The 15,074-nt window shown below is 27.3% G+C and carries 16 protein-coding genes and 1 pseudogene; all 17 read left to right on the forward strand.

Annotated elements, in window-relative coordinates; all coding sequences use genetic code 11:
• The first annotated feature begins 18 nt into the window (after nt 1-18).
• The 17 genes and pseudogenes from CJ192_RS01340 to CJ192_RS01435 all read left to right on the forward strand — a co-directional run bounded on the left by CJ192_RS01340 (nt 19) and on the right by CJ192_RS01435 (nt 14,846).
• Nucleotides 19-699 (forward strand): ABC transporter ATP-binding protein, encoded by a 681-nt coding sequence (locus tag CJ192_RS01340; RefSeq protein WP_102197477.1) that lies wholly within the window; start codon nt 19-21, stop codon nt 697-699.
• Entirely contained in the window at nt 692-3,160 is a 2,469-nt protein-coding gene (locus CJ192_RS01345) for an ABC transporter permease (RefSeq protein ID WP_102197478.1), read from the forward strand. The genes CJ192_RS01340 and CJ192_RS01345 overlap by 8 nt, the downstream gene beginning before the upstream one ends.
• A gap of 16 nt (nt 3,161-3,176) precedes the next feature.
• Nucleotides 3,177-3,335 (forward strand): annotated as a pseudogene (locus tag CJ192_RS01350) (sensor histidine kinase); the annotation flags it as partial.
• A gap of 47 nt (nt 3,336-3,382) precedes the next feature.
• Entirely contained in the window at nt 3,383-4,063 is a 681-nt protein-coding gene (locus tag CJ192_RS01355; RefSeq protein ID WP_102197479.1) for an ABC transporter ATP-binding protein, read from the forward strand.
• Nucleotides 4,056-6,491: an ABC transporter permease gene (locus CJ192_RS01360; protein ID WP_102197480.1), complete on the forward strand. Its 2,436-nt coding sequence runs from the start codon at nt 4,056-4,058 to the stop codon at nt 6,489-6,491. Before CJ192_RS01355 ends, CJ192_RS01360 begins: the two co-directional genes overlap by 8 nt.
• A gap of 649 nt (nt 6,492-7,140) precedes the next feature.
• Nucleotides 7,141-7,458, forward strand: coding sequence for a DUF6442 family protein (locus CJ192_RS01370; protein ID WP_102197481.1), 318 nt, complete (start codon nt 7,141-7,143; stop codon nt 7,456-7,458).
• 9 nt (nt 7,459-7,467) lie between these two features.
• Nucleotides 7,468-7,674, forward strand: a complete 207-nt coding sequence (locus tag CJ192_RS01375) for a helix-turn-helix transcriptional regulator (RefSeq protein WP_004816384.1) — start codon at nt 7,468-7,470, stop codon at nt 7,672-7,674.
• A 699-nt stretch (nt 7,675-8,373) separates the two neighbouring features.
• A complete protein-coding gene (locus tag CJ192_RS01385) occupies nt 8,374-8,760 on the forward strand; it encodes a ferritin family protein (RefSeq protein ID WP_102197482.1) in 387 nt (128 codons plus the stop codon).
• Between the two features lie 118 nt (nt 8,761-8,878).
• Nucleotides 8,879-9,832, forward strand: a complete 954-nt coding sequence (locus CJ192_RS01390; protein ID WP_102197483.1) for an aromatic acid exporter family protein — start codon at nt 8,879-8,881, stop codon at nt 9,830-9,832.
• A 769-nt stretch (nt 9,833-10,601) separates the two neighbouring features.
• Nucleotides 10,602-10,940: an SdpI family protein gene (locus CJ192_RS01400; protein WP_102197485.1), complete on the forward strand. Its 339-nt coding sequence runs from the start codon at nt 10,602-10,604 to the stop codon at nt 10,938-10,940.
• Between the two features lie 192 nt (nt 10,941-11,132).
• Nucleotides 11,133-11,342 (forward strand): helix-turn-helix transcriptional regulator, encoded by a 210-nt coding sequence (locus tag CJ192_RS01405; protein WP_102197486.1) that lies wholly within the window; start codon nt 11,133-11,135, stop codon nt 11,340-11,342.
• 136 nt (nt 11,343-11,478) lie between these two features.
• A complete protein-coding gene (locus CJ192_RS09415) occupies nt 11,479-11,682 on the forward strand; it encodes a hypothetical protein (RefSeq protein ID WP_244897263.1) in 204 nt (67 codons plus the stop codon).
• 205 nt (nt 11,683-11,887) lie between these two features.
• Nucleotides 11,888-12,217: a hypothetical protein gene (locus tag CJ192_RS01415; RefSeq protein WP_102197487.1), complete on the forward strand. Its 330-nt coding sequence runs from the start codon at nt 11,888-11,890 to the stop codon at nt 12,215-12,217.
• Nucleotides 12,218-12,226: 9 nt separating this feature from the next.
• Nucleotides 12,227-12,424 carry a helix-turn-helix transcriptional regulator gene (locus CJ192_RS01420; RefSeq protein WP_004813985.1) on the forward strand — a complete coding sequence of 66 codons (198 nt, stop codon included), beginning with the start codon at nt 12,227-12,229 and terminating at the stop codon, nt 12,422-12,424.
• A 164-nt stretch (nt 12,425-12,588) separates the two neighbouring features.
• Complete coding sequence (locus tag CJ192_RS01425; RefSeq protein WP_102197488.1) at nt 12,589-13,017, forward strand: ArsR/SmtB family transcription factor; 429 nt, start codon at nt 12,589-12,591, stop codon at nt 13,015-13,017.
• A 74-nt stretch (nt 13,018-13,091) separates the two neighbouring features.
• Nucleotides 13,092-14,324, forward strand: coding sequence for an MFS transporter (locus CJ192_RS01430; RefSeq protein ID WP_102197489.1), 1,233 nt, complete (start codon nt 13,092-13,094; stop codon nt 14,322-14,324).
• A 42-nt stretch (nt 14,325-14,366) separates the two neighbouring features.
• Nucleotides 14,367-14,846, forward strand: a complete 480-nt coding sequence (locus CJ192_RS01435) for a GNAT family N-acetyltransferase (protein WP_102197490.1) — start codon at nt 14,367-14,369, stop codon at nt 14,844-14,846.
• Nucleotides 14,847-15,074: the final 228 nt, after the last annotated feature.

Below are 15,074 nucleotides of genomic sequence, written 5' to 3' on the forward strand. Positions count from 1 at the left end.
TAAATTAAGGAGGCAAGTATGGAAATATTAAAAGTAGAAAACCTAAGAAAAGAATATGGAGAGGGTAACTCCAAGGTAGTGGCCTTAGACGGTGTTAACCTTGAAATTGAAAGAGGCGAATTTGTCGCTATTGTAGGACCGAGTGGGTCTGGTAAATCAACCCTCCTACATATTATAGGAGGAGTAGATAGTCCAAATTCTGGAAAAGTTTACATAGATGGTAACGATATCTCAAAGTATTCCTCAAAGGAACTAGCCTATTTTAGAAGAAGAAAAGTCGGACTAATTTATCAATTTTATAATTTGATTCCCAACTTAACAGTTCGTCATAACATAGAACTTCCACTAAAACTAGATAAAAGAAAAATAAATCAAGATGAATTTTCAGATATAGTAAAAAAACTGGGTATAGAAAGTAAACTTGACTCTTTTCCAAGTGAACTATCAGGTGGTCAACAACAAAGGGTTGCCATAGCAAGGAGTCTTATCTATTCTCCGTCTCTTGTACTCGCTGATGAACCAACGGGAAACCTAGACAGGGAGAATTCAAGAGAAATAATTGAAATTTTAAAATATTTTAACAGGACTTTAAAACAGACAATTATAGTAATCACCCATGATGAGTCTATAGCCCTAGAAGCAGAAAGGGTAATAACAATTGTCGATGGGAAAATAGTGGGAGATGAGAATAATGAATAAGAAGAATCTCTCAATCTCACTTTCACTTTTTATAACTGCAATTTTCTTTACATTTTGTGTTTACTTTGGATATGTAAATAATAAGTTCGATTATGAACATTTTAGGAACAGATCAATTTATGATGCTAAAATTATGCATGATACAGTTTTTGGTGACTCAAGCAAATTAAAAGAAATAAAAAACATTAAAGAAGTGGGAGAAGTTGCAGTAGAAAATAATTCTGCTAAGCTATCTCAAAATGTCTTAGTGGTAAATTACATAGACCAGGGTTATAACAAGATGTTAGAAGATAATATGTTAAAAGAGGGAAGTTTTGCTGCAAAAGATAATGAAATTACCATACCAAAAAGTCTTGCAAAAAAAGAAAATTTAAAAATTGGCGATAAGATAAAAGTAGAATTTGGAAATAGATTGGTTGATGGAAAACAAATAAAAGCAGTTTCAAGTGTTACTAAGGATGAAGAATTTATAAGAAAAGATAGCAAAGAATATGTAATAAGTGGTCTCACAAGAAATCTTTACAATGAAAATATGAAGGTTTTTTATGCTTCTACTGTCATAGGAAAGGGTCAAAAAACCAATAGCTTTATAAGATTTGATAATTTTAGAAAAGCCTATAGTAATAAAGATAATTTAGAAAAAGAAATAGCATCTGCCTTGAATAAAGATAAAGTAGAACTTGCATTTAGCGAGATAATGAAAGATTACTATAATGTTGATGGAAGTCTTTTACAACAAAATAGGCAGGTGATTGTAGACTCTATTTTAATATTTGCTACAATCCTCATTTTTATATTTTTTGTAAAAAATATTTTTACAGTTTGGGGTCTAAGAAAGATAAGAGAAATTTCAATGTACAAATCAATTGGTTCAACAGATTATCAAATTTATAAATTGCTTTTAAAAGATGGATTAAAAATTTCATTTTTACCAATAGTTTTGGGACATATTTTCGGATATGGAGGAATCAACCTCCTCAATCTTGGAATTCAAAGGATTGTAGAGGTAGAGGAAAAGTACAAGTATATAGAATTTTCGCCAAGCCTTTCACTTGTAGTTCTATTAATTTGCTTTTTTATAATTTTCATATCAATATTTGCTCCAGCTAAAAAAATCGCAAAGATAAATATAATTGATGGTATAAAGGGCAACTTTAGTGACAAAAATATAAAACTAAAAAGGAATAAAGATATTTGGAAGGAATTAAAGATAAATAATTTAAAAACTATTTCTTCTCAGAGATATATTTCTGCAATTGGAATGATAATTGTATCAATTTTTTTGATAGTTTTCTCTATGGCAAAGTACAATAGGGTGAAGAATACTTACACTTACAATACGAATATTAATATACTAATTCATTCAAATGAAGCTGAAGTTCCAAATGTCTTAAAGGATATAATGAAGACTACAGAAAATCACAGAGCCTTCCTTTCAACTGAAAAATATATTTCCCTTAGTAAGGATCAAAATTATTCAGATGAGTTTAGGTCTCTTGATTTAGATGAAACAATCCGCAAATATTATGATAATGGCGAAGATTTTTATCTCGATGGAATTATTACGGCCTTAGATGATCAAACTTTTGAAAAAATAGGTGGCAAAAAGGGAGAGGTTTTGCTATTAAATAGGGTCCAAGTCAATCCAAATGCACCTATTGATGGATCAGAAACAACAAAATATTTTAAAAACATAAATAGTTTAAATTACTCTATAACAGAGAAAAAAGATTACAATTATTCAATCAAAGTAGATAAATTAATCGATAGCACAAAGGACTTTAGGCAAAGAAGACTACCTTTTTATGTGAATTTATATGTTGATTTTGAAACATATTTTAAATTATTAGATGAATGGAATAAATATTATTTAAAAAACAACAATGACTTGAGAAGAAACACCTATGAACTATCAATGCAAGTTGATGAAAATAAGTTAGACGATATAAAGAATGAAGTTAAAGAGAGATTAGATTCTTCCATTGCCTACAATGAAACTTATAATTTAACTACAAGCAAAGATGTAGAGGCAAATCGCATGAAAGATGTAAAAACTTTTGGCCTTATGATAATTTTTATTGCAAGCATAATTTTCATTTTAAATATAACTAATGGATATTCTTCCATTAATTTGAGTTTAATGGCAAGGAAAAAAGAAATTGGATCTTTAATTTCTTGTGGAATAGATGAGGAAGAACTAAAACATAAATATACAAGAGACTTTATATTAGAAGAAATTAAATCACTGGCAATAGTTTTAATAGTAAGTTTTGCTGCTTTATTTGTAATTGCAAAAATATCTCCAACATTGGATATGAAAATTTTGTTGTCTTATTTTGAATATAAATATTTCCTTGCTTTTGGAATTTTGATTTATGGTATAAATATTTTAATTTACAAGACAACTTTACAAAATATTTTAAAGATCGATCCCATTGATTTGATAATAGGATTTGACTAGGAGGGACTTATGAGTAAGAATATTAGTAAGATTTTACAAAAGTCCTGACTCTAAGGGCTTTGGCATAGGACTTGCCATGGCAAAATCAATTGTTGAGGCAAACAATGGAGATATATCTGTAAAAAATGGAAAAGATGGTGCGATTTTTAAAATTAAATTTTACAATGTCACTTAAAAGTCATTTTAACCCTTTATTATTGAGACAAAAAGAGGGAGGTACATATGGAAATTGTTAGAACTGAAAACTTATCAAAAACTTATGGAAGTGGAGAAAATGTTGTAAGGGCAATTGATGATGTTAATTTAAAAATAGAAAAAGGAGAATTTATTGCAATTGTTGGACCAAGTGGATCAGGCAAGTCAACTCTACTTCACTTGTTGGGTGGAGTTGACAATCCAAGTTCTGGAAAAATATTTATAGACGGCAATGACATTTCAAAATATACATCAAAAGAATTAGCACTTTTTAGGAGAAGGAAAGTCGGACTAATTTATCAATTTTATAATTTGATTCCCAACTTAACAGTTCGTCACAATATAGAACTTCCATTAAAACTTGATAAAAGGAAAATCAATCAAGATGAATTCTCGGATATAGTAAAAAAACTGGGTATAGAAAGTAAACTTGACTCTTTTCCAAGTGAACTTTCAGGAGGTCAGCAACAAAGAGTTGCCATAGCCAGAAGTCTTATCTACAATCCATCTATCATACTAGCAGATGAACCAACAGGTAATTTGGATAGGAAAAATTCTAAGGAAATTATAGAAATCTTTAAATACTTCAATAGAAGCTTAAAACAGACGATTATCTTAATTACCCATGACGAAGAAATAGCCTTACAAGCAAATCGAATTATTACAATAGTCGATGGAAAAATTGTAGGAGATGAAAAAAATGAATAAGAAGAATTTTCCTATTTTTATTTCCTTATTTATTGTAAGTCTATTTTTCACCATTATTTTTTATTTTGGATATAGAAGCTTGAGATCCAACTATGGTAATTATATGGCTTCAAGCTTTTATCATGGGGAGATTAAAGAAGAACTCTCAAATGAAGATGTTGAAAAGTTAAAATCCATTGAAGATATAGACTTGGTCGGAAAAATGTCTCTTAATCCTGATAATGGAAAACTTGCTGACGATTTAGTAGTTATCAACTACCAAGACGAAGCAATCAATAAGATGAGAGAGTATTCAAGACTTACCCGCGGCAGATTTGCTGAAAAGGAAGACGAAATTGTACTATCTGAAAGTCTAGTAAAGAAAAACAAACTTACAATAGGCGACAAGGTCAAACTTAATTTGGGCAAAAGGTTGTTAGACGGAGAAGAGATAGGACCCACAAGTGCAAATACTGACAGGGAAAAATTTGAGATTAAAGGTTCTAAAAGTTTTACTTTAGTCGGTGTTTACGGAGATGTCTACAACAGGTACAGTAAACTAAGTTTTGCTCTAGGTCTACAAGATAAAATGCCTACGTTCAGAACTTTTGTAAAATTTCATTCATTTGAAGAAGCTTACAAAAATAGAGATAAGATACAAAGTGAAATAAACAAAATACTAGGTAAAGATGTTCATTTAGAATTTTCTAAAGGTCTTATAAACTATTATGGAGTGGAAAACGAACCCTTACAAAATATAATGAGCCAGGCTGTTCTTGTTCTATCAGTTCTTGGATGTATAGTAATCTTTGTGTTTTTTATAAAAAACATATTTTGGGTTTGGGGGCTTAGGAAGATTAGAGAGCTTTCCATTTATAAGTCTATAGGATCTACCAATGGACAAATTTATCTCTTACTTCTAAAGGAAGGACTTATTATAACTGCAATTCCAATACTCTTAGGACACATTGCAGGATTTTTCTTTATGTATTGTTTGTATAAAAACATAACAAAAGGTGAAGGAGTTAGTGCCTTTGAAGTTATAAAATTTAATCCCTTACTAAGTTTAGCAATACTTTTTGTTTCCTTTGTGATTGTAGCACTAGCCATTAAATCCCCTGCGAAAAAGATTTCAAAAATAAACATTATAGACGGCATAAGAGGGAATATAGATTTTTCAAAATCAAAGAAGAAAAGAGCCAAAGATTTTTGGAAGGAATTAAAACTCAACAACTTAGCTTCAATAAAATCACAGAGATATATTTCCGCAATAGGGATAATTATTATTTCAGTATTTATAATCACTATAGGCATATCAACATACTACAGAGATTATTCTAGTTACGATAATGGATATAATTTTTCTGTTGATTATTTTAGTGAAAAGAATCAAGTCCCAAAAATATTAAATGAAATTGTAGATAAAATTCCTAACGAGAAGTCATATATTTCAAAAGATAAATATGTTCAAGTGGAAAACAATAACGAATTCTCAAAAGAAGCAAAAGCTGCTGGATTAGATGAGGAAGCTAGAAAGAATATAAAAAAATATAAGGCAAAGGGTATGGATGGATTTATCATCGCCTTGGAAGAAAAAGATTTAAAAAAACTTGGAGGAAAGAAGGGTGAATTTGTCCTCTACAATTCAATTCAAGAAGATTCTTCTATTCCAATAGCTCAGGCAAAGAGAATTCCATATTTTGAAAATCCACAGACTTTAGATATTAACTTTGAAAATGATTATAAGAAGACTATTAAAATTGCAAAGACGATAACAGATTTGGGAAAATATAAGTCGAAAACAAGACCATTCGATGTAAAAGTTTATACAGATTTTGAAACATTTTTTAAACTGATGGAAGACTCCGGCGATGAAAAAAATAAAAACTATGCCTATACATTAAATATGAAGATAAAAGATTCGGATACCAAAGATGTAAAAGAATATGTAGAGGCCATGATTAGAAGTAAAATCTCACCAGAAGATCGCTTTAATATCACAACAGGTGAGGAAACAGCAAAAAATGAATATAATGATTTGAAAAGTCTAATAAAAATTGTAATAGGAATTGCATCAATCATCTTTGTACTAAATATCACCAACGGCTACTCATCCATTAATTTAAGTCTTATGAGCAGAAAAAAAGAAATCGGGAGTCTTTACTCTTGTGGGATGGATGTAGATGAGTTAAAGAACATCTATCAAAAAGAATTTATTGGAGAACAGATAAAGTCCTTTACAATTTCTATTATTGTGAGCTTAGGTCTTATGTTTGTAATATCATTAATAGCTTCTGATTTAAGAATGAGTACTTTAATAAAATATTATGACTACAAAAGCTTCCTAGGATTTTCATTAGTCGTCTATGGTATTAATCTAATCATCTATCATTTTTCTTTAAAGAGAATATTAGACAGACCGACTATAGATTTAATTCGAACAATATAATTTCAAAAAAATAGAATAGTCTGAAGAAGAAATTGGTAAAAAAATATTTGTAATTGGAATCTCTATATTTATTATTTCTTTCCTACTTCCAGTCGATATATTTAAAAACTATACAAAGCTAAGACCAACTGGATTCTTGTCAGCCCCAATAGTTTAATAATCGGGATAAGGAAAAGGAAAGATTGTTTATAGTATTAATTCTACTTTTGATATTATTAATGCGTAAAGAAATATTTTAGGGATATCTAATAAATGAAAATAGGACAAGAAAATAATAATCAAAACAGCTCATACGGGCTGTTTTTTCTTTTCTCCAGAATGATATAATAAATTATAAAAACATTTACTGATTGACTTATTCTTACATATGTAGATTTTGCAAAGTTTTGCCTTTTATTCATATTTACTAATAAAACTATGATTAGATAGATTTGGAGGATAGTTTTAGTGGGATTTGAATATCAAATTTCTATGATTTATTTCCCCACAAACGGTGACACCATCTCACTTAAAAAAACGATTTCAATGAGGGTATTAAAGAATATCATTCGAAAAGAAAAATATTTATTCTAAGCTATTGACAATAAAACTTGGCATAATATAATATAAATACCAAGTGAACTTGGCAAAAGGATAAAGGAGAATGAATATGAAGAGAGATGAAGTTTTAGCAAGAAGTCGTGAGGAGTATAAATATCATGATGAGATGATGGTTGATATTTTTAAAAAAGCAGGTGAAATTTCCAGCCAAATCGAATTAGCTGTTGCTGCCATCCTATTTGGAATTGAAGCTTTTTTCTATAATTCCTTTAATTATGGAATACTAAGTATTTATTTTAGTATTGAAGCAACGAAAGAACTTGTAAAGTATGCAAAACTAAAAGAAAGAAAGCAATTGTTAATGGGGATACTTATGGCGATTATAGGTATTGCCTTATTTGTAATTAACCTTATAACATTGAAGTAGTGATGGATTATGGATGATAAACTAGTTCTCAAAAATCATTTAAAAGAAGTCAGAAAAGAAAAAGGCTATTCACAACAACAGTTAGCTGATGAGGTGGGTGTTTCAAGAAATACAATCAGCTCAATTGAAACTGGTCAATTTAACCCCACTGCTAAATTAGCATTGATACTTTGCATTGCTTTAGAAAAGAAATTTGAGGATCTTTTCTATTTTTAGACAAACATAGTTAAACTAAAATCTCCCTACAGTAAACAATATTGTTTATTGAAGGGAGATTTTATATTTAAGTATTATGAGGTGATACTATCGCTAAAGACGGAACATACAGAGGTGGAAGAAGAGTAAAAGCAGGAGGGAAAGGACAGCCTGCTGCTGAAAAAATAGAAATATGAAATTCATGTTATGCTTCTAGTTTTTTGGAATTTCTTCAAACCTTTAATTGTGATAAAGAAGATGCTTTTGCGGAATGCCTTGTATTTATGTCAAAAAAATAAAATTATACTATAAAAGTAAATAAATGAAATTATTTTTTTCAGCAACAAGATACTTTAAATATCTTACTATGAAATTAAAGAAAAATTTTGATTTTTATTTATACTAATATTTTAAATGTTTCGAGTTATAAATTTTCTTAAATTTAATTATGTTAAATATTAAGTAGGAAAAAATCTAGAAAATAAGAAACAAAGATTCTTTCTGAAAAAGTAAATATATGTTTTTAAGACAATAGTTAAAAAATGTAGAATTATTGATTATATAACTAAGATTACTCAACATAAAAATTATTGTATTCTAAGTCGGGATTTTTATTGTTGTTTATATAAAAATTCATATAATAATAGGGTAAGAAATAAACAAAATAAAAATTTATTGTATTAAAGTATAATAAAATAACAAATAAGATAAGGAGAAAAAATGTCTATAAGTAAAAAAGATATGAAAATTTTATTAAAATCTCAGCAAGGAGAACTAGATGTTGTGTTGATGTATAGGGCCCTTGCTGATGTAGTTAAGGATAAAAATGATGCAGAAACTTTTATAAAGCTTGCAGCTGAAGAAGGGCATCACGCAGCTGTTTTTCATGGACTTACACAAGAAAATTTAAAACCTAAGAAAACTTTGGCAGTTTTTATGCCTATCCTTTATAGACTTATTGGCAAAAAGCATCTATATCCGCTTATAATAAAAGGCGAGTATAAGGCAGCCGACAATTATGCACCTGTTGCTGAAAAATTTCCAGAAATTGAAAGCGTAAAAAAAGATGAAAAAAGACATGGAGATATAGTTGCAAACTTATTATAAGAAGCTGTATTGATTTTATATCTTTTTTTGATTTAAAATCCGAGCAATTATAAAAATATACACAATAGAAGAATCAAAATAGGTAGATCTTTAATAAATTTACATTAAAAGGATTATTATGAACAAAACATTACTTAGCACAACTATAAAAACAGCCATAGCAGCTACCCTTTCCTTGCTTGTAGCTAAAGCTTTTGGGCTTAAATTCTCATCTTCAGCAGCAATTATTACCATCCTTGATATATTTGAGACTAGAAAAGCTACTGTAAAAGGTGGAGTAAAAAGAGCGCTATCTGCTATCATAGCCCTTGTTTTAGGGATTTTGGTATTTGAAATTTTTGCCTACAGAACTTGGGCTTTTGGCATATATTTACTCTTGTTTGTGCCTATATCATTCTTATTAAAAATTGAACTAGGTCTTGGTCCATCAAGTGTGGCAGTTACACATTTACTAAGCTATGGACAAATTAATTCTTCAATAATAATTAATGAGATAGGTCTTGTCACCATAGGAACAGGATTTGCCATGTTAACCAACTTATACGCACCAGAAAGTCAGGATGAGTTGATAGATTGGATAGAAGATATTGATGACGATATAAAGGATATGTTAAAATTTTTTGGTCATACTCTTGTAAATGACCTAGATGTTAAAATTTATGAAAAAAAAATTAAAAAACTTGAAGATGATATAGATAAGGCCCTTGATCTTGCTATTATTGAAAATGATAACCGTATAGAAAATAGTAAGAATTTGCTCGTAGGGTTAAACCACAGGGAAAGAGAGCTGGATCTTTTAAAAGATATGTATTATGATTTAAAGGCGATTCCTGCAGAATATGCTGATGGAAAATTGATATCTGATATAATGATTGATACTGCAAATAACCTTTCAAAAGATGGAAACATGGTTAAGGTTAAAAAAAGAATTGAATTTTTAAAAGAACATTTTAAAATAATGGAACTACCTAAAACTCACGAAGATTTTGTTATACGTTCATCTATTTTTCAAGTTTTTAGAAGCTTGAATCAATTTATAGATATTAGAAATAGTATCAATAATAGGGCTTAAAATCGACTTAGTATGTTTCTATCCTATGTTATACAAATTTTCAATAAATATTTTTTTAGTGACTTAAATTTTCAAATATAAAATCTATGTGCTAAGTAAATTTTTAGGTAAGAAAATCTTAGAATCTATCTTGAATTATTTATAATATAATTTTTATTCACTTTTTTCAAAACATAAATCCTAGCTTGATATTTAAAGTGATTTTAGAAAATTTTAGCTTAGAAACAAATAAAGATACTTGATATGATTCTTATAGCCGTTTTTACAGTATTGCTATTATGTGAAATAATAAAATTATAAGGATTAAAATCTAATTTTTATAAATCAATAAAGTTATTTAATTAGATTTTGCAAGAGTTTTAATCATATAATGTGAAAATAAATTATTCAAAAGATGTATTTAATAAAGTTTCTTATTATTTGATTATTAACAATAAGTAAGTATAGAAAGGATAAAGTAAAATGAAAATTGTATCTAAAGATATTTTTAAAATAATTATGGTCATAGGATTTATAATTGTATTTTTAAATTTATTTTATTTCTTCGCTTTTAAGGATGATTTTTTAAATAAGAATACAATGTCAGGAATTTTAATTATAATTTTCAGCTTATATTCTAATAAAAAAGCTAATAAATTAAGTTATACTAATCACTGACTTTATTGACTATTCAATCTATGTGGAATTAATTAGTTTGTTGCTAAGAAGATAAGATTATAGCTTATATAAGTATTGAAAGTATTAGCTTTTAGGATCTTTAGGAGGATGTATGAATTTTGAGAAAATTGTAATTAATTTATTACCTATAACAGGGTTGTTTTTGTCTTTTTTTTATAAGTATAAAGCAAATGGAAATATCAGTAAGCATAGCGGATTTAGAACACAATTAAGTATGAAATCTAAAGAAAACTGGAATTATGCGCATAGGTATGCAGCTAAACTTTTGCGCATATATGCTATATTTTTTATATTACTAAACATTATTATAATATTTAGTAATAGTCTAACTAATACAACTATGACAATAATAGTTGTATTGCAAATGCTATTCTACTTCATAATTGGATATAAAGTTAATAAAGCTTTGTCGAAAAAAGAAAATGGTTAGTATCTATTAAAAATTCTTAATAGATCTGATAGATTTATTTAATAAAATTACCCGATAAGTACAAAATAAAGTACGAGTCGGGTATTTTTTATTAAATCATATTTTTAAATATGGAAAGTAAACTTGATATATAAGTGAAATATTCTTATAAAATATGTAAAGCTAGCTTAACATATAAAGAGGTGATTTAATGTGAAAAATAGACCTGAGCTGATTAGAAAAGAAAATAAGATTACGCAAGAAGAATTAGCTTCAATTCTTGAAGTTTCTAGGCAAACAATTGGCTATTTAGAAAATGGGAGATACAATCCATCAATTATCTTGGCTTTTAAAATTGCTAGGTATTTTGGTTTGACTATTGAAGATATTTTTATTTATGAAGGGGAAGATTATAAAAAATAATAAGATTTGGTATTTGGGATACTTTGTAGGTTTTTTTAGTTTAATTTTGTTGTTTACTATTAAAGGTAATGAAATAAGAAATATTTTATTGACTTTTATTTTTGCCATTAGCACATCTATTTCTAGCGTAAAAATAATGCATAATAAAATGATTGAAAAAGATGAATCTTATAGGATAAATGTAAATGATGAGAGAAATGTAAAAATTAAGGACAAGGTTAATGCCACAATGTCTTATATTTTAATAATCTTAATAGGCCTTGTTGCTGTAATTTGTCTTGCAGTAAAAGCATATTTACCAGGAGGTATTTTGGCAATTTTATTCTATTTTATCCAATGATTACATTTTTTATAAATGGATATTATGAGAAAAAATATTAAATTTAAAAAATTAATTTTAAAAAATATCTGATAGGGATGTTATTTTTCCTTAGGTCAGATATTTTTTTATAGAAAAATGTAAAGAACTCTTGATATATATATCTAAATTTCATATATTAATGTAAAGATAGTTTTACATTTTGAAATGTAATGGAGGTATTATTATGAAAAAAGTTTCAAAGATGGATGAAATGGATAGGAATATTTTATTAAGGTCAGAAAGTTTGGCTTACAAGGTAGCTGTTATTTCTTTGAGTTTATGGGTTATTTTTTCTTCTTATAAATCCTTATTTAGTGATTTTAAATATAATCCACTTCCTGTATTAATTTTGTGTCTAACCATAAGTGTACAAAATTTTTCAAGAATCTATATAAAAAATAAGATGGTTGAAGGTGATGAGGAATATGTTAGAGCAAATAAATTCATGGAAATAATAGCCTTAACTCTCTCAATTATTGCTCTTATTATTTTTATAGGAATGAAAGTGATTTAAAAAATTTTTATGAATAATATAATAAAAAAACTTCGAAAAGAAAATGGCTTAAGGCAGGAAGATTTGGCAAAAGAGCTTGGAGTTTCTCGTCAAACTATAATTGCAATTGAAAATAATAAGTATGATCCAAGTTTGGAATTGGCAATTAAAATATCAATATTTTTTGATAAAACAGTAAATGATATATTTTTATTTGAAAATAAGTAGTTATTTGTTTTTTATAGTAAATTAAAATTACTTTGATTCAATTGTAAACTCTCAAGAATAAAAATCTTGAGAGTTTTTGATTATAAATATTTAACGTTCAAAAATATTTGACTGTTAAGTAAATTTAAGTTACAATAAAGAAAACAAAGATATGGAGGTGTATTTTGAAAGAAGTTCACATTTTAAATTCGTTGGAAGAGATTAATATTGTAAGTGATCCTTTAAGACTTAAAATAATTATGACTTTGGGAACTAGTCCAAAAAATGCCCAAGATTTATCAGATGCCCTTGGTGTAAGTAGGTCAAAGATTCACTATCACCTAAAAATTTTAGAAAAAAATAATATTATAGAAGTTGTTGATACTGAACTTATTAATGGAATTACACAAAAATATTTTTTGCCAGTAGCCAAGGCCTTTATTCCTAATAGTGAAATATTTAATAAAAATTTAGAAGAGAAGGTATTTTCTTTTAAAATTTCTGGCAAATCTTATGAAGCATTTGAAAAAGACCTCAATGAATTAATAAAAAAATATAGTAAAGATGAAGGTAGTGAGGAAAGTTTTCAAGTACAAATTTATAAATTATCTTAAAACCAGTAAGTTAATCCTTACTGGTAAAAAAATGTACAACTGTCAAAATAAACAAAACGTTAAATATAAGGAAAATGTTAAAAATGATTAAAAATAAAGACTTTTATGTCCTGCTTTTAGGACGTCTAATAACAAATTTTGGAGATAGTTTATATGCTATTGCATCAACTCTTTTAGTTTATAAAATGACTGGATCTACAATTTATTCTGGTATTACTCTATTTCTTACTTCATCAACTGCTATAGTACAATTACTACTAAGCCCAATTTTGGATAGGATTAATATGAAAAAATTTTTAATTTTATCACAACTGATTCAAGCAGTTTTAATTTTAATTATTCCATTTTTGTATAAATTTGGAAAATTAAGTGTCTATCACATAATGATAATAATGCCAATAATTTCATTGATTAATCAACTTGTTTATCCAGGTCAAATATCTCTACTACCAAAAATTTTATCTGAAAAAGAACTTGTTAGAGGTAATTCTTTTATGACTATGGCTTATCAAGGATCAAATGCAATTTTTGATACTTTAGCAGGTTTTATAATTTCAATTTGTGGTTTTATGACAGCTTTTTTTGCTGATTCCATAAGTTTTATATTAACTGGGATTTTATTTTGTTTATTATCAAAAAAACTTAGTCATTCTAAAAAAAGAGAAAATAAATCGAGAGAAAATCTAATAAAAAATCACTTCAAATCTCTTAAAGAAGGACTTAATTTATTTAAAGATTCAAGAATTTTTGCCCTAGTTTTTGGAATTGTTTTTATTAACTTTGCTGCTACATCAATAAGTGCAGTTTTACCTGCCTTTACTCAAAATGAAATATTTTATAGTTTAATGCTTGCAGGTATGGGAGCAGGGATTTTACTCGGATCTTTATTCACAGGATTTTCAAAATTAAAGGAAATATCTCTTGGTAAATTATATATTTATGGAATGGCATTTGTAGCTTTATCTTGGATCTTTCTTTCTTATTTCCAAAATAATATAAAAATTTCAGTTTTTTTATATGGATTTGGTTGGTTTGTTGTTGGTCTTGTAAATGTTTATGCTCAAACTATGGTTCAAATAATAGTTCCAAGTGAGAAATTAGGTTCTGCAATGGGAGCTATGGTAGGAATTTCAACTTTTATGGCACCTTTAGGAGCTTTATTTGGTGGATTTTTAGGAGAATATTTATCAAGTTCAATGGCAATATTTATTGGATCCTTAATTATATTTTTAGTTGCAATTCTTTGGGCACTAAATGAAAATATTAGAAAATTACCGTCAGTTAATAATATCCATAAAAACTATTAGAATAAAAATGTAAAATTACAAATAAAGTTATATAATGGATACATGAAGAAAACTATTTATATCAGAAGATTTCAAGAAAAAGATGCAAAAGAAGTATCTGAGCTTATTATTAAAACTTTAAGAACTACTAATATAAAAGATTATTCAAAAGATTATATCGAAAAGGGTGTAAGGATTTTAAATTCAGAAAATATAAAACAAAAAGCTAAGATTAGACATTTTTATGTGGTATGCCATGGTGAAAAAATTATTGCTTGTGGATCTATCGGATATGATGAAGATAAAAATGAATCTTGTTTTTATACTATTTTTGTTTTGCCAGAATATCAGAAAAAGGGAGTGGGAAGATTAATTTTGGAAAATCTTGAAAATGATGAGTATGCCACTAAGTCAAAAAAAATTATAGTCCCATCCTCTATAACTGCCAAATCTTTTTATTTAAAATTGGGCTATTTTTATAAGGACAATAACAAAAAGGCAAATAGTCAGGGCCTATTTATTCTAGAAAAATTAAGAAAATAAATTTTTACGTTAGGTTGAGTAATAGTTATATATTTTAATAAACTTTGTTAGTATATTATAAAAAAATAATTTTAAGTTATTTATTAACATATTAATCTAAGTATAAAATATAGTAAAATATAATCGATAAATTTTTTCTTAAAAATTTAATTAGTTTATTTATACTCATTTATATCTTTTGATTGAATTATTTGGTATACTATATCTATCGTGTCTTGTATTAAGACT

The sequence above is a fragment of the Anaerococcus hydrogenalis genome (assembly GCF_002871895.1).
Taxonomy (GTDB): domain Bacteria; phylum Bacillota; class Clostridia; order Tissierellales; family Peptoniphilaceae; genus Anaerococcus; species Anaerococcus hydrogenalis.

Excerpts from the sequence above, each read along its gene's own strand:
- CJ192_RS01420 (WP_004813985.1), top strand. The coding sequence starts at position 12,227 with ATGAATAATATAATAAAAAAACTTCGAAAAGAAAATGGCTTAAGGCAG.
- CJ192_RS01415 (WP_102197487.1), top strand. The coding sequence starts at position 11,888 with ATGAAAAAAGTTTCAAAGATGGATGAAATGGATAGGAATATTTTATTA.
- CJ192_RS01370 (WP_102197481.1), top strand. The coding sequence starts at position 7,141 with ATGAAGAGAGATGAAGTTTTAGCAAGAAGTCGTGAGGAGTATAAATAT.
- CJ192_RS01340 (WP_102197477.1), top strand. The coding sequence starts at position 19 with ATGGAAATATTAAAAGTAGAAAACCTAAGAAAAGAATATGGAGAGGGT.
- CJ192_RS01355 (WP_102197479.1), top strand. The coding sequence starts at position 3,383 with ATGGAAATTGTTAGAACTGAAAACTTATCAAAAACTTATGGAAGTGGA.
- CJ192_RS01400 (WP_102197485.1), top strand. The coding sequence starts at position 10,602 with ATGAATTTTGAGAAAATTGTAATTAATTTATTACCTATAACAGGGTTG.
- CJ192_RS01435 (WP_102197490.1), top strand. The coding sequence starts at position 14,367 with ATGAAGAAAACTATTTATATCAGAAGATTTCAAGAAAAAGATGCAAAA.
- CJ192_RS01430 (WP_102197489.1), top strand. The coding sequence starts at position 13,092 with ATGTTAAAAATGATTAAAAATAAAGACTTTTATGTCCTGCTTTTAGGA.
- CJ192_RS09415 (WP_244897263.1), top strand. The coding sequence starts at position 11,479 with ATGCATAATAAAATGATTGAAAAAGATGAATCTTATAGGATAAATGTA.
- CJ192_RS01360 (WP_102197480.1), top strand. The coding sequence starts at position 4,056 with ATGAATAAGAAGAATTTTCCTATTTTTATTTCCTTATTTATTGTAAGT.
- CJ192_RS01385 (WP_102197482.1), top strand. The coding sequence starts at position 8,374 with ATGTCTATAAGTAAAAAAGATATGAAAATTTTATTAAAATCTCAGCAA.
- CJ192_RS01390 (WP_102197483.1), top strand. The coding sequence starts at position 8,879 with ATGAACAAAACATTACTTAGCACAACTATAAAAACAGCCATAGCAGCT.
- CJ192_RS01345 (WP_102197478.1), top strand. The coding sequence starts at position 692 with ATGAATAAGAAGAATCTCTCAATCTCACTTTCACTTTTTATAACTGCA.
- CJ192_RS01375 (WP_004816384.1), top strand. The coding sequence starts at position 7,468 with ATGGATGATAAACTAGTTCTCAAAAATCATTTAAAAGAAGTCAGAAAA.